Source organism: Dankookia sp. GCM10030260 (genome assembly GCF_042666655.1).
Taxonomy (GTDB): Bacteria; Pseudomonadota; Alphaproteobacteria; order Acetobacterales; family Acetobacteraceae; genus Paracraurococcus.
Genome location: NZ_JBHTDE010000016.1, coordinates 1 through 13,632 on the forward strand (window position 1 = coordinate 1; position 13,632 = coordinate 13,632).

13 protein-coding genes are annotated in these 13,632 nt (G+C 61.8%); 4 read left to right on the forward strand and 9 right to left on the reverse strand.

Translation table 11 applies throughout. The features are described 5' to 3' along the window. Positions 1–564: 564 nt before the first annotated feature. Entirely contained in the window at positions 565–1,212 is a 648-nt protein-coding gene (locus tag ACFQS7_RS26680) for a TetR/AcrR family transcriptional regulator (protein ID WP_380070192.1), read from the reverse strand. Positions 1,213–1,374: 162 nt separating this feature from the next. Between ACFQS7_RS26680 and ACFQS7_RS26685 the strand changes: the two genes are divergently transcribed. After that, entirely contained in the window at positions 1,375–2,013 is a 639-nt protein-coding gene (locus ACFQS7_RS26685; RefSeq protein ID WP_380070193.1) for an SRPBCC family protein, read from the forward strand. 193 nt (positions 2,014–2,206) lie between these two features. Here ACFQS7_RS26685 and ACFQS7_RS26690 read toward each other — a convergent pair whose 3' ends face one another. From ACFQS7_RS26690 to ACFQS7_RS26700, 3 genes are all read right to left on the reverse strand, one after another. Next, positions 2,207–2,569 carry a GFA family protein gene (locus ACFQS7_RS26690; RefSeq protein WP_380070235.1) on the reverse strand — a complete coding sequence of 121 codons (363 nt, stop codon included), beginning with the start codon at positions 2,567–2,569 and terminating at the stop codon, positions 2,207–2,209. Positions 2,570–2,867: 298 nt separating this feature from the next. Further along, positions 2,868–3,182: a type II toxin-antitoxin system RelE/ParE family toxin gene (locus tag ACFQS7_RS26695; RefSeq protein WP_380070194.1), complete on the reverse strand. Its 315-nt coding sequence runs from the start codon at positions 3,180–3,182 to the stop codon at positions 2,868–2,870. Next, positions 3,172–3,462, reverse strand: coding sequence for a type II toxin-antitoxin system ParD family antitoxin (locus ACFQS7_RS26700; RefSeq protein ID WP_380070195.1), 291 nt, complete (start codon positions 3,460–3,462; stop codon positions 3,172–3,174). The genes ACFQS7_RS26695 and ACFQS7_RS26700 overlap by 11 nt, the downstream gene beginning before the upstream one ends. A 198-nt stretch (positions 3,463–3,660) precedes the next feature. Here ACFQS7_RS26700 and ACFQS7_RS26705 point away from each other — a divergent pair, with 198 nt between their 5' ends. After that, positions 3,661–4,323 carry a recombinase family protein gene (locus ACFQS7_RS26705; RefSeq protein WP_380070196.1) on the forward strand — a complete coding sequence of 221 codons (663 nt, stop codon included), beginning with the start codon at positions 3,661–3,663 and terminating at the stop codon, positions 4,321–4,323. Here the strand turns inward: ACFQS7_RS26705 and ACFQS7_RS26710 are convergent. Next, positions 4,312–6,297: an AAA family ATPase gene (locus ACFQS7_RS26710; RefSeq protein WP_380070197.1), complete on the reverse strand. Its 1,986-nt coding sequence runs from the start codon at positions 6,295–6,297 to the stop codon at positions 4,312–4,314. The genes ACFQS7_RS26705 and ACFQS7_RS26710 overlap by 12 nt on opposite strands. A gap of 269 nt (positions 6,298–6,566) precedes the next feature. On the opposite strand from ACFQS7_RS26710, the gene ACFQS7_RS26715 reads away from it, so the two are divergent. Next, entirely contained in the window at positions 6,567–7,997 is a 1,431-nt protein-coding gene (locus tag ACFQS7_RS26715; protein WP_380070198.1) for an IS1182 family transposase, read from the forward strand. A gap of 345 nt (positions 7,998–8,342) precedes the next feature. Here ACFQS7_RS26715 and ACFQS7_RS26720 read toward each other — a convergent pair whose 3' ends face one another. The 3 genes from ACFQS7_RS26720 to ACFQS7_RS26730 all read right to left on the reverse strand — a co-directional run bounded on the left by ACFQS7_RS26720 (position 8,343) and on the right by ACFQS7_RS26730 (position 10,149). Beyond that, the gene (locus tag ACFQS7_RS26720) at positions 8,343–8,678 is read right to left on the reverse strand and encodes an H-NS family nucleoid-associated regulatory protein (protein ID WP_380070199.1); all 336 of its coding nucleotides are present in this window, start codon (positions 8,676–8,678) and stop codon (positions 8,343–8,345) included. A 204-nt stretch (positions 8,679–8,882) separates the two neighbouring features. Continuing rightward, the gene (locus ACFQS7_RS26725; protein WP_380070200.1) at positions 8,883–9,329 is read right to left on the reverse strand and encodes a hypothetical protein; all 447 of its coding nucleotides are present in this window, start codon (positions 9,327–9,329) and stop codon (positions 8,883–8,885) included. A 73-nt stretch (positions 9,330–9,402) separates the two neighbouring features. Then, complete coding sequence (locus ACFQS7_RS26730; protein WP_380070202.1) at positions 9,403–10,149, reverse strand: hypothetical protein; 747 nt, start codon at positions 10,147–10,149, stop codon at positions 9,403–9,405. A gap of 547 nt (positions 10,150–10,696) precedes the next feature. Here ACFQS7_RS26730 and ACFQS7_RS26735 point away from each other — a divergent pair. Continuing rightward, positions 10,697–11,299: a tyrosine-type recombinase/integrase gene (locus tag ACFQS7_RS26735; protein ID WP_380070203.1), complete on the forward strand. Its 603-nt coding sequence runs from the start codon at positions 10,697–10,699 to the stop codon at positions 11,297–11,299. Between the two features lie 103 nt (positions 11,300–11,402). On the opposite strand, the gene ACFQS7_RS26740 is transcribed toward ACFQS7_RS26735, so the two are convergent. Further along, the gene (locus ACFQS7_RS26740; protein ID WP_380070204.1) at positions 11,403–13,622 is read right to left on the reverse strand and encodes a serine protease; all 2,220 of its coding nucleotides are present in this window, start codon (positions 13,620–13,622) and stop codon (positions 11,403–11,405) included. Positions 13,623–13,632 lie beyond the last annotated feature (10 nt).

Here is a 13,632-nt window from a genome sequence, read left to right on the forward strand (position 1 = left end):
GAGGCGGACGTGCGCACCGTAGTCGCCACAGCCCGCCTCGCGCCGAACACCAGCGTCTTTGGCGCCATCCTGACGACTGTCACGGCCTGACCGCTACGTCGCAGAAGTCAGGGGGTGGGTAATTACCGACGTCGCGGCGCTCAAGGCGATCGCCGACCGGCTCGACCTCGATGTGTCGCTGGAGGGCCTCGGCTTGGCCGTGCGGCAGGGGAGGGGCCCATGACCTCGACTGCGATCGCCATCTCAAAAGCCGTAATGCCGGGACTATCCGGAGTTGGTTTCCGGAGTAAGTTTCCGGATGGAAGAATGTATGGTTGGAGACCGGCAGGACCGCGACCATCACAGCACTCCGGAATTCGGCCGAATTTCGGAGCTTCGAAATTCTATCGCGTTTAGCAGCGCGATCGAGAATGCCAGGATGAGACGGAGCGGGATCAGCCTCGGTGGGACAAACCGGCAAGGTGCCACAGCGATCCGCTACAGCAGAGTTCGACCCGGAGCGGTCCTTCGAATTTGGGGTCTCGTGCTCAGCTGTGGCGATGTTCTACGAGCCCCTACGGGCAGTCAGCCCTTCGTGGGATCCGCCTGCGTGAGGCGGTGCAGGTAACCGATGGCGAGGCTGCGCAGGTGCATCCGCAGCCATCCGACATCGAGCCGCTCAGGCCCGGCTTCGAGCGCCGCCTGCATGACCGCTGACAAGGCCGTCGCCAGAATGCCCGCGGCCGCATGTGGCGCCGGGATATGCGCATCCCGGCAGCCCGCCAGCATGTCGCCGATCGCGGCCGCTGCCCGCATGCCGGCTGCCCGCACCAGGGCGGCGCCGTCCGCCTCGGCCATGGGCGCATGGAGCGCGAGCGACACCTCCGGCCGACGCAGCTTGGCGTCCAGGAACGCCGTGATCAGGCCGTCCACCATGGTCTCAAGCCCGCGGCCGGTCCCGGCTTGGCACGCGCCTTCGACGCTCGACACGACCACGTCGAGATGCTCGCCCAGCAGGGCGGCCAGGAGGGCGCCCTTGTTCGGGTAGTACTGGTACAGGCTGCCGACCGAGACGCCGGCGCGCTCGGCGACCCGGATCGTCGTGAAACGCGCGTAGCCGCCGGCCAGCAGAACCTGAATGCCTGCCTCGTGGATGGCTGCCAGCGTCGCCGCGGAACGCGCCTGGACCGGCTTCTTCCTTGGCTTCAGCGCTGCCGTCGTCGTGGCACCCATGATGCGAATACCCGAAAGCTGAACAAAGCCTCACATTTGGGGTGTCGCATGATCGGAGACGCCATGTCACGCCCCCTCCCAGCCAGGCTGCCGCTTCTCGCATGCATGGTCGCCGCCGGGCTTGGCGTCGCCGCCTGCTCCCTTCCCAACGCTGAGGCACCCATGGCTCGATACGCTGCGTCCCCTGCCTGCCCCTCCATCACCGTCGAGGCCGGCGAGGCGCCGACGCCCGATGCCGCCGCACTGTCCCTCCTGTCCCGTCCGGAAGAAGCCTTCGTCCCCGTCGTGCGGGAGCGCTTCGCGCCGTGGTTCGTCGCGGCCCCGCTCGAGACGCTTCTGCCGGGCGCGGCGGGAATTCCCGCCGTCACCGGCACGCGACCACTCTCCGCCGCGCCCTTCCCAAAGCCGGGTTCGCGCCGCCTGGTTTGCCTGGCGGATGGCAGCACCGCCATGGAGGAGGTGCTGGAGCACGAGCCGGGGCGGCGTCTGCGCTACATCGTCTGGGGCTACACCACGCCAGCGGCTGCGCCGATCGCGTATGGCGTGGGCGAGTTCCGCTTCGCCGACGCGGCCGAGGGCACTGCGGTCCACTGGACCTATTCCTTCGCGCTGAAGGAGGATCGCTTCCCCGGCTCGCTCGGCGCGCTGGGCCGCGGGCTGTTCCGGCTTGCGTTCCTCGACACGCGTTACAGCCGCTTCATGGCCTCGGGCATGCGGGCGATTGGTAAGAGAGCCATCGCCGAGCTGGACGGCGCCGCCGAGCAGGCCCTGCGCGGACACAGGACCGCCGCCTTGCGCTGAACCTGCACCCGCTGCCTTCCCGGGGCCGTCCTGCTCGGCATCAGGTAGCCCGCAGCTCCTGCTCGTTGCGGCAATCGGGCGGCGCAATCCCGGGAGATGCCGGATCGCAGATGTCCGTTCCCCGCCTGATGAAGACGCCCCGGGTTTGGCGGACTTTGGCTCTCCGCCGGCGAAGCGCTTGTCCATCCTTGCATCACGCGCTCGGTGGCGAGGCCTCGTAGACTTTGGCGTCCTCCGGCAGGATCACCCAGGGCTGCTTGCTCCGCGTGAACAGGTGCAGTGTCGGTCGCAGCCACGACGTGTCGTCCAGAGTGCCGCCGCGGATGTTGCGCGTGTAGCCCGGCGATTCCGTTCCAACCTTCACACCGCCGCAGAGACAAATCCCGCAATCCGGGCAGACCCACCGCGTCTTGGCGCGCCCGCCCTCGGTGACGCCGCCCGGAACCGGCCGCAGTTCCTTCCCCGTCACCCGAAAAGCCTCGCCCGGGACCGACACGCCAATCGAAAACGCGCTGGTCGTTGCGCGCTGGCAGTCGGTGCAGTGGCACGCATAGATGCGGGTCGGCTCCTCTTACACAGGCCGCATCTCATCCACGGTGACCTTCACAATCAACCGCTCAAAGTCCAGTCCCCGCCCTTCTGCGACCATTAGGTTACGCCGCGTCGGCACATCCGAGCCGCGCCGTTCAGCAACAAGGCGATCTCCAGAATTCGTTGGTTTTTAGGAGACTGTATCTGATTGAAAATACTACCTTATATCAGCCAGTAGATCGAGGCTTCAGCTTGCTCGCTCACACCTTAATCCGTTCCAGTTCGTCGCGACTGATCTCGTCGCACCGGCGGTCGTAGCGACATCATCCATCATCGTCCTCCCGCAGCAGGCCCTCGAGGTCGCGGCCGCCATAGAGCAGGCGGTCGATGACCACCTCCCGCTCGGTGACGTGGAAGGCCACCGTCACCCGGCGCCGATAGCCGAGGGTGCGCAGGCCCGGCCGGATGACGTCCCGCCGCGTGCCACGCTCGGGGAAGTCGGCGAAGCCGAGGCAGTATTGCCGCAGGCCTTCGACATAGGTGAGGGCGCGGGCGGGCAACGAGGCGTCGGCGATGAGGTCGTAGAGGTCGCGCAAGTCGGCGAGGGCTTCCGGGGCGAAGACGACGCTACGCGCCACGCCGGCCGGCCTTCAGGCGGGCCGCGTGATGCGCCTGCAGGGCGGCGCCGACCTGGTCGGCGGAGATCGCCCGGCCGGGGTCGGCCTGCATGGCGTCGTAGACCGGGGCAACCTCGTCGTGCAGCCAACGCTCGACCGCGGCGTCGCGCTCGCGCAGCGCACGGAGGCCGGCGCGGACCACCTCGCTGGCCGAGGCATAACCGCCGCCGGCGACCAGTTCGTCCATATAGCGGGCCTGGTCGGCCGGCAGACTGACAGTGCGCTTCTCGACGGTAGACATGGCGACGGCTCCCAAGTGGTCAGTGTGAAGGTATCACACCATGGGGTCGGGCCGCGAGCCCACCAGTACGACTGATAAAGGACATTATCATATATAGACTCCAGCTATCAGTTGCTGAGAGCTCATCAGCTCTGTTGTCCACTCTCCAACGGTCGTTGAAGAGTGGACAAACAGATTTCATTCCGCTACCAAACGTAGATGACAGGATTCGTTGCGTACTACAGAGTATCCACTGACAGACAAGGCCGAAGCGGGCTTGGGCTTGATGCGCAGCGCGCGGCTGTTGCGTCCTTCATGGTCGGGCGAGGCGAGTTGTCAGCTGAGTTCGTAGAGGTCGAGAGCGGCCGGAAGAATGACCGGCCGCAATTATCGGCCGCCCTCGATCAGTGCCGCCGTCAGCGGGCAACGCTGGTGATCGCCAAGCTAGACCGGCTCGCGCGCAACGTGGCCTTTGTCGCTTCGCTGATGGAAAGCGGCGTGGAGTTTGTGGCTGTCGACAATCCTCATGCCGACAAGCTCATGCTTCATATGCTCTCGGCATTTGCCGAACACGAACAGCGCCAGATCAGTGCTCGCACGAAAGCCGCGCTCGCTGCTGCCAAGGCTCGTGGCGTGAAGCTGGGCGGGCCTAATCCTGCTGCTGCAGCTGCCCGTGGCCGGGCAGTATTGGCAGCGCAAGAAGCGCCTGTGCGTGCAATGGCCTTACCAATCATTAGACAAATGCGAGAAACAGGCGCAACACTGCGGACGATTGCGACCGCACTAAAAACTGAGGGAGTTCCACCATTACGTGGACAAGCATGGCACCCTGAAACTATAAGAAAACTTCTTGTGGATACTAAGAATAACTCATTTACTTAATATGTTTTCCCAAACGGCGAACACTTCTTTGAAGTGATCACGTGAAAACTCTTTAAACGGCTCTTCTTTGTTCAAGATATTGGTGGCAAAGACCGTCTTTGAATGAGCAACAGCCACTCCATTCTCGTCCTTTATCCGTTCACACTGAGTATCAAAGATTTTCTTTGTAAATTCTTCGTCTTGATCTGCCTGTTTCAGGATTCTCAGTTTATCTTTTCTTTTTTTCGGAAGCCCGTATTCTTCGATTTCATTATCGAAAAATAGCCTTTTGCCACTTTTGGCGTCAACCGTTCGTATTTCATCATCCGTATAGAGAAATTCCACCGATACATTTGTGTATTGGGTTCTATGAGGTGGGATCGGAATGCACATCGAAGCAACATCCTTACTCCACTTTTTGTGTTTTGAAGCTTGATCGCCCGCCATGTCTTTGATTATTTGTGGATTATCTCTATCAAAAACAAAAATAGTGCTGCGTCCCTGCGGAACATCTGCGAAATGTTTGCACATACTCGCTAGCCTCGCGTCGCCCATCTCGATCTCTTCGCCATATTCTAGAAAATCTATGTCCAGCGACTCAAAAAGGCCTTCGCTTTTTAAAACCGAGAGAGCTGCTTTAAAATGCATCCAATCCGTTTTTCCCTCAGTTATAATCAGAGGTCGCGATGCGCCATTTAGTTTCTTCAATATCTTTTCGTATCCGAGTTTGTACTGCTGATCCACACCAATAAATGCGTCATATCCGGTCTGAAACTCTGAAAAACTTGTGGCATCTATAGGAATGCCGCGCGGCATATCGACAATGGACAGATCATCTCCATTTTTCTCGGCCATCCCCATATTGAAAAATGGTGAATGATTAGAGATGATAAATTGAACGTTGGGGAACATTGAAATTATTTTTGGCAGCAGGTCTTTTTGTAATCCGATATGAAGATGCAAATCTATTTCATCCACTAAAACTACGCCTCTAATCTCTTCAAGAGTTTCTGGCGGTCGCCCATTACGAATATCGAAGAACCGAATAATGGTGCAGAACAATGACAAAATCATCAGCTCGCCGGATGACATTTGAGACAATCCAGGAACTTCTTGTGTGTCTATTCCATTGCGGATTGCATGTACCGCGATTGATCGCGAGCCTTTTTTACTAATGCCAAATCTGACATTCTGAATACTGCTATCTTTGGAGCTCAGAATTTCAGTCAGTATACTCTGTATCAGCGAAACAGTCGTAGCGTTTGGCCCGATATATTTGCCGGGAATATGGACATTGAGTTTGACGTCTGCGCCTTCCAAGGGCAGAGCCACAATCTGTTTTTCATAAATTTCTCTATCGAGAACGAGGTCTAGCAGCCAGCGATTAATTTCACCGACAATTCCCGTTTGGATGGTTCTGTGCGCGCTTACGCCAGTGATATGGCTTTTGACATCTAGTTCTGGAGCAACAACATCATTTAACCACGAAGGACTCTCGTACCGGAAATATGGGAAATATAAATATATGTCTTTCATCAACTCAGGCTTAGTCTCACCATAAGCTTTAAAGTCTTTGAAAAAGCGATCTCGGTCAGAATCCTCCTCGTTAAGCACCGTGCCGTCGATGGCAAAACCTGGGTACTTCAAAAGAAAATCTTTTCGCTTCATGCTAGAGACAAATTCAACTTGGCTAAAGCCAATTGTTTTGTCTCCAAACGATACCTCCGTTAAACTGTAGTCTGATCCGCTTTTGATGTAACGACCGGTCATCAATCGCAGAAATTGATTATGTTCAAGCTCTGGTATTTTTTCCCAAAGCTTTTTTTGACTCTCAAGCATAGCGTCGACAATCACTGACAAAGCTAAGCTTTTGCCAGACCCATTGCGTCCAACTAAAATAATCGGCTTTGGGCGGCCGTCCTCATGAAAAAGAGGCTGTATTACTGCGTTTTCGACTGGCCCAAGATTTGTCAAAATGAGTTTCGTAACGTACATGTAACAGTCTCACCCAATTCGTATTTTGCAGCTTTGTCTCATATAACATAGCGAACACATGTTTGGGACGCAAAAGCAGTGCATTTCGGAAAGAATCCTTTTGAAAGCGACAGCACCAGCGTTTGACGCTGACACTCCTGTGTCAGTCTTTCGCGTCCCAGAAGTGCTGCTGCGTCGGCGACCGATGCGCCATGCGAATCTCTTGCAGACCGTGTGGAAACACCGTCCAACGGGATTCCGACGCGGCGTGGGAGTTGGTAGAATCCGGCATGTCTCACATTGCTGGCCATGACCGGTCCCAGACACTGCTTCTGCCAGAAAGCGTGGACGATTACGTCGGTCCGGAGAACCCTGTCCGGTTCATCGACGCCTTCGTTGATGGGCTAGATCTGGCGGCGGCAGGTTTCGTCCGCGTGACGGCAAAGGAAGCCGGCCGTCCGGGCTATGCCCCGAAGGATCTGTTGAAGCTTTACGTCTACGGCTACCTCAACCGGGTTCGCTCGAGCCGCCGGCTGGAGGCCGAAACTCATCGAAATATCGAGGTGATCTGGCTGCTGCGACACCTGAAGCCTGACTTCAAGACCATTGCCGACTTCCGGCGCGACAACCGCAAAGCCTTTCGCCCAATCTTCCGTCAGTTCGTGCTGCTCTGCCGCCAGTTGGATCTGTTCGGCCGGGAGTTGGTGGCCGTGGATGGCACGCGGATCAAGGCGGTCAACAACAAGGATCGCAACTTCACCCGTGCGTCTCTGACAAAGTTCATCGAAGTGGCTGACGCCAAGCTCGACGACTATTTGCAGCGCTTGGACCAGGGCGATGTGAGCGAGAGCAAAACGGCCGGCTCGCGGGTCAAGAACCTCGCCGAGAAGATTGCCGCAATCCGCGAGCGGCGCACGCGCTGCAAGGCCATGCTGGCAGAACTAGACCGGTCCGGAGAGGACCAAATCTCGCTGACCGATCCCGATAGCCGAGCGATGGCGGCTCACACGCGTGTCGCCGTGGGCTACAACGCGCAGATTGCGGTAGATGCCAAGCACAAGCTGATCGTCGAACAGCAGGTCACCAACCAAGTCGTCGACATGGGTCAGCTGACGCAGACCGCCGCGCCGGCGAAGGAGATTCTCGGCGTCGAGACGATCGCTGTCGTGGCCGACAAGGGTTACTTCAAAATCGAGGACATCGAAGCCTGCGAGAAGGCCGGGATCGAGGCGTATGTGCCGCGGCTCCAGCGAGGCCCCTCTGTGGCAGCGGGTCTATTCCGCAAAGATGAGTTCAGCTATGACGCGGCCAGCGATAGTTTTGTCTGCCCAGCGGGTCAGCGTCTTCATCCCTACTCATCGTCGCTGCTGCGTGGGCTGGAGAAGATCAACTACACCAACAAACTGGCGTGCGACGATTGCGCCGTCCGCTCACAATGCACGAGCGGTCAGTTTCGCACGGTATCTCGCCTCGAGAACGAAGGCGTGTTGGACCGGATGCAGGCTCGACTGGCAAAGCGCCCAGATGTCCTCGACCGCCGCCGCGAGACAGTCGAACACCCATTCGGCACGATCAAGCAGTGGATGAACCAAGGAGCGTTTCTGACGCGTGGTTTAGAGAACGTCCGCGCCGAATTCAGTTTGACCGCGCTCGCCTACAATCTCAGGCGGGCGCTCAATATTGTCGGGTTCTCCGAGTTGATGGCCGCGGTGGCGGCCTGAACGACGCATGCGTGCTGGTTTGCTAGACTGACCGGCGCATCGCCTGAGGTTGCGATGTGAAACCAGCGTTTCCGTCCAGCCGCCTCCATGCTTCACCAGCGTGCGCCGTGCGCATCCGATGGTCGACTTCACCAGCGTTACAGCGCAAGCGCGTTTCCACACGGTCTGCTTGATTTATGCATACTCGCGTCCTGATAGGGCAGGGCACAACATTGGTCGGCGGCGCACGTGATAAACCTGATTATCACGTGCTAATTGATATTGGTTTAGGCGTCGCATAATCCGCCATTATGGCAAGGGAGGCCCGCCAACATCAGCAGACCGCCCAAGCGCTGCGGCCTAGCCTTACAGCGCGAAATCATCCCGGTTCTTGCCCTTGATCCAACCAGGTTCCCGGCCCCGGCCGGTCCAGGTGTCGCCGGTTTCCGGGTTGCGATATTTGGGGGAAACCTTCTCGCCCTTGCTGCGGCGGGGCTTGCGCTCCGGGGCGGGCTGCGGCGTCGACATCAGCGCCTTGAGCGACAGGCCCAGTTCGGCAGCCTTGTCCCTGAACTCCGCCAGCAGGGCCGTCTTAGCACCTTCCATCTTCTCCTGGCGCTTGGCCTGAGCCGCCTCAATCAGGGCGGCCAACTCAGGCACAGTCAGACGGTCGAGATCAAAGGGCGGTTTCGATTCGGACAATGCGTATGCTCCCGTTAACAGCGCATGGCCTAGGTCATTTTCAATATTTATGCAAAGTGGGCCATCTTAATCAGTAGCCCGTGCGATAATGTGTAGTATGAAAAGCTTTGAACAAATTTAAAGTGGAACGCTGCGTTTCATAAAATATTATCGCTTCTGCTACTTCCCCTCACCCAAAGGTCTGCCCAGCGGGCGCTGCACCGACTATCGCTGCGGAGTGTTTTGTGCGGGCTGTGTAACCGTCGGCTGATTGCCAGTCACTTCGCTGCGAAAGCGATTGGCATCTGGTGCAGTCGCGCCAATCATCACGGCCACTAAGCCACCGACAAAAAGCCAAACCGCACGTGCCTTTCGTTGGTCTTCCATAAAGATGGCAAGCTTTACGGGATCTCGCGGTGCAAATAATGTCTCTTCAAGGACGAAAAAGGCAGGCAGGGCGAATGCCCAAAGTGCAATAGCGACATCCCGGAGCGTCCTGTTTATATCCAACGTGCTTTCGAGGCTAGTTCTCGCGCCGAAGAGCATTGCAGCCAAGATTGCAAGTGCGCCAATTATGGAGAGCCAGAAGACGGCTTTATGGACTGGCGTCATGTAGGCAAAGTATGAGTTGGGCGGGTTCGGTGAAGGATCAGAATTCATTCCAGTCGGCATCTCGCGTGTTCTCCGGTGTTCCCTGGACGCGTATCGATCGCGCATCAAAATCAGGGCGCTCAGGCCTGATACACTATGAACTCCAAGCGGGCGGCGGTGCGTAAGGATCGTCGGGGCCGCCGCGATGGATGGGCGGCGCTCCCCGCATAGTCCGCAGGCCGTCGATGAAGATATCGGCTGCGTTAACCCAGGCGAGCAGCGCGTCTCTCTGCTTCTCGACATAGTCCAGGTAAGCGTCGGCGCTCTGTCGTTGGGTGCTTCGGGCCCTAATGGCCGCCTCCGCTGCCCGCACCGCCACCATGACGAGGTCGGCGCCTGGGATCAGACCGATGAGCAGGTCCACCACACTGGTCCGTGCCGCCGAGAGGAACGCTCGCGTCGGCTCCTCGTCCTGCTCTTCCAGCACTGCTAGCAGGTTCAGGAACAGCAGGGTGGAGGCTTCCATCCTGAACCGGTCCAAGTTGAGGATCATCCCCACTTGGGTGTTGTTGGCGGCGAGGCTGGTCTGAGCGACGCGTAGGAGGAATTGGTGGAAAGCGGGGGGCAGAACCTCTTCGGAGTTCGTCTCCTCCAACCGCGTCAGTTGGTCGGACTGAATCTGTGCGACCCTGTCCAGAAGCGACCGGAGGTAGGCTCCCGCCTGCTCGAATTCCGGAACGAACGCGAGGTAACGCTGCGACGCCATGCGTGTGCAGACCAGGCATTCGAGCAGGGATCTCTTTAGCACACGGGCAGTTACCGAGGCGTGTTCGCGGACCGCCCACTCCTTGCGCCGTTCCAGTGCCGGCGGGAGGGCTCTTGTGACCTCGATTAGATCCATTCTGGCGTCCTCCGTCACAAGTGTCGCGGCGCGCGTTCAGCGCTTCCAGACCGCTAGCGCCTCGTTCACGAGTTCCATGCTCGGCCGATACCCGGTTTCCATCCGGATGACGCGCATGGAAGGTGGCCATCCGATCCGTGGGTTTGCCCTCGGCATCAAAGAGCCAAAGTTCCCTGTCCCGGAATGCCGCGCCATGGTCGCTTCACAGGGATGGACGTGACAAGGGGGATCAGCAATCCTCAGTGCGCACCAAGCCGCCATTGATCCGCGCCAGCACGGTGACCTCTTTGGTCCTGCTATGGCGCTTCGCCCACATGTCGCTGCTCACCTGGGAACACATCAGCTTCCCCGGCGACTTTCTTTAAGACCACACCATTGTCGGACGGCGCCCGCCATTCATCGGCAGCCGCGACAGGTCCTCTACTAGGTAGGTGCGGTGATCCACTATGGCCAATTCTGTCTCAGCCAGCGCCCGCCAGACCCCGCCATCGGCCGGCAAAGTGCCGGAAACCTGGCTCCGGCGCCGCCCGCCTGATACAGAATTCGGATGAACGGTCCCAAACCGCCGCAGACCGGCATGCAGCTGTACGATCCGGAGGGCCGCCGGCTCTACTTCACCGAGGCCGAGCGCCGCGCCTTCCTCAAAGCGGCCGCCCTGGCGCCGCGCGAGGTGCGCTCCTTCTGCGGCGTGCTGCAGGCCACCGGCTGCCGGATCTCCGAGGCCCTGGCGCTGACCACCGACCGGGTCGACCTGGCCGGCCGGCTGATCGTCCTCGAGAGCCTGAAGAAGCGCCGCCGCGGGGTCTACCGGGCGGTCCCGGTACCGCCCGAACTGCTCGACACCCTCGACCTGGTGCACGGCCTGCGCGAGGCGCAGCGGCGCGGCCAAGCCAAGGCCCTGCTCTGGCCTTGGAGCCGCATGACGGGCTTCCGGCGGGTGCAGGAGGTCATCGCCGCCGCCGGCATCCCGGCCGGCCCGCACGCCTGCCCCAAGGGCCTGCGGCACGGCTTCGGCGTGCAGGCCGTCAGCAAGGGCATTGCCCTCAACATGGTGCAGAAGTGGCTCGGCCACGCCCAGCTCACCACGACCGCGATCTACGCCAACGCCGTCGGCGAGGAAGAGCAAAGCATCGCCGCCAGGATGTGGTGATGGCGGACGCTACAGGTCGGTGCCTCCCCGCGTAAGACGGTGTTCTGACGTGCAGTCAAGCTTTCACGTTTCATCAAACGCACCTTTCGTCTGTGTCGCTGCACTAGATGTGCCGGTCGAGTTCTGGCGGTGCCGCGCTTGGCCCGGTGGCCGGCGTGTCGATCTCGACCCCGGCGGCGATAGCTTCCACGAAGTCGTGGCGCAGCAGCAGCGGCCCAAGGCGCACCGCGTGGAAGTCATAGAACGTGTTCGACGCTTGGGCGATGACGACGCCGACCAAGCGCCGCTCCGCGAAGAGTGGCGCCCCGGAAAAGCCGGTCCATTCAAGCGGGCGCCCCGGGTCGCGGCTCTGCGGCATGGCGTTGGTCAGGACGAAGGTTCCTGACGTGAGACCGGCCAGCAGGTCCACCTTGGCGGTAAGCTGCGTCGTGTCGCGCCTGCCTCCCTTATCCATAAAGGAGGTGAACCCGGCAGCCCGGACCTCCAGCGTCGGCTCCGGCGCCTCTTCGAGGTCGGCCCAGCCGACCGGCACCTTCGCCCCGCAGGCCGGGGGCACGTCGGGCAGGCGCAACACCGCCACGTCGGGCTGCGCGGGGTCGGAGAGCAGCGCCGGATCCGTGGGCCAGACGATGGTGGCGGGTCGCAGCTTCGCCGCGTCGCCCTCGGCAATGGCGCGTGCGAAGACGGCCGGGGGCTCAGCCATTGCTTCCCATGCATGGGGCACGAGGACGTGCCGTGCCGTCAGCACGAGGCCTTCGCCCAACAGGTAACCGGTCCCGTAGCTGCCGGACGTTTCGTACGGCGGGCCGGCCGAGAAGATCTCGACTAGCCGGTTGCTCCTCAACCCGTCGCCGTCGACGGCCATCTGACCTGCAGTGCTTGGCGCACTTTCCCGCTGCTCTTCCTCCGCGGGCTGCTGTGCACCGCTTGGCCGCTCCACGACAGCCCTCGGCGACCGGGGCGGGATCTCCGCCTGCACGTCCAGGAGCTGGGGCACCTCGAGCCGCGTCTCGGCCGCCCGCGCCAGCGCCGCGAAGCCGCGCGGTGTCGCCGTGCCCAATGAGATGCCCGCCTCGAACACCGTCATCTCCGCCCAGCCCCAGGTGGACAGCGGGCGCGTGTTCAGGAGGTACTTTCGCCGCCAGGCGCCGAGCTCGGCGGCGAGCGAAGTGCGCAGGCCGCCCAACGGGCTGATCAGCCGGTCCGCGTCGCCGACCAGCACTATCCGGTCCCGGTGCGCCCGCGTGGAGAGGTCGGCGAGCCTCTGCACCTCGCCCGCCTCCGAGACCAGGCGGTCCGGCGTGCCGGACCACCCAAAGAGGTCGATCGGCAGCCCGTCGCCCCGCAGCCGCCGCGCCGCGTGCAGGAACAGGTGCGCCACGTGGTCGTGGACGGCCACCTCCTCGAGGAGGACGAGCGTCTGCATCCGCCCGCGCTCCGGCGCGAGCACCGGCGTGAACAGCCCCGCTTGGCCGGCGGTGGCCTGGACGGTGCGGTCGAGGTCCAGCGCGTGCTCCAGGTCCGGCGGCGCGCCGCGCAGGCGGCGGAGCACGCCCCGCATGTCCGGCGTGTCGAAGGCGCCGACCTCGCCGTCCGGCACGGCGTAGCGGTCGAGCCGCTCGCCCAGCGACACCGGCGGATCGTCCGCCCCGGGCCGCGCGCGGCGCCAGCCGAGGACGAGCCACGCGCCGACCCCGAGCAGCGGCAGCGAAGCCAAGCCCGCGGCGACCAGCGGCATCAGGGGCAGCGGCTCGACATCGACGACCGGCACCGGGTCGTCGCGCTCAATCGTCTCGACGCGCAGGCGGAAGCCGTTTTCGGCGGACGCCGCGCCGGCGCTGGTTGGCGGGGCGGGAACAGAGGCCGCCGGCGCATCGGCCGCGGCAGGACGGGGCGCCTCCACGACCGGGCGCGTCCGCCACAAGTAGAGCGACACGACCAAGAGGAGGCCGAGGAGCACCACGCAGGCGACGGCCACTGCGGGCAACGCCGAGCGCCTCCGCCGCGACGCGGTGCCCCCGGTTCCCGACCTGGACGGCTTCGCGGCGACCCCCGCCGGGATCGGGCCGAGCAGATCACCGGCGACGCGCTCGAACACCGCCCGGTCGCCGGCGCTCTTCGCCAGGACGCCCGAGAGCATGGACCGCAGCCGTTCCAGCGGCTCGTCGGGCAGGGTCGCCGCGACGTGGTCGCGCACGCGTATGGCCGCGGCCAGCTGGTCGGGCACGAGCGCCAGGCCCTGCGCGCGCAGCGCGTGCCAGAGGGCGAGGATCCGGTCCTCGCCTGGCAGCGGCAGGTCTGCGGGGGCCTGCGGCGCGGACACGGCCGCGCCG

Excerpts from the sequence above, each read along its gene's own strand:
- ACFQS7_RS26680 (WP_380070192.1), bottom strand. The coding sequence starts at position 1,212 with ATGGGTGCCACGACGACGGCAGCGCTGAAGCCAAGGAAGAAGCCGGTC.
- ACFQS7_RS26685 (WP_380070193.1), top strand. The coding sequence starts at position 1,375 with ATGGCTCGATACGCTGCGTCCCCTGCCTGCCCCTCCATCACCGTCGAG.
- ACFQS7_RS26700 (WP_380070195.1), bottom strand. The coding sequence starts at position 3,462 with ATGTCTACCGTCGAGAAGCGCACTGTCAGTCTGCCGGCCGACCAGGCC.
- ACFQS7_RS26705 (WP_380070196.1), top strand. The coding sequence starts at position 3,661 with ATGACAGGATTCGTTGCGTACTACAGAGTATCCACTGACAGACAAGGC.
- ACFQS7_RS26710 (WP_380070197.1), bottom strand. The coding sequence starts at position 6,297 with ATGTACGTTACGAAACTCATTTTGACAAATCTTGGGCCAGTCGAAAAC.
- ACFQS7_RS26715 (WP_380070198.1), top strand. The coding sequence starts at position 6,567 with ATGTCTCACATTGCTGGCCATGACCGGTCCCAGACACTGCTTCTGCCA.
- ACFQS7_RS26725 (WP_380070200.1), bottom strand. The coding sequence starts at position 9,329 with ATGCCGACTGGAATGAATTCTGATCCTTCACCGAACCCGCCCAACTCA.
- ACFQS7_RS26730 (WP_380070202.1), bottom strand. The coding sequence starts at position 10,149 with ATGGATCTAATCGAGGTCACAAGAGCCCTCCCGCCGGCACTGGAACGG.
- ACFQS7_RS26735 (WP_380070203.1), top strand. The coding sequence starts at position 10,697 with ATGAACGGTCCCAAACCGCCGCAGACCGGCATGCAGCTGTACGATCCG.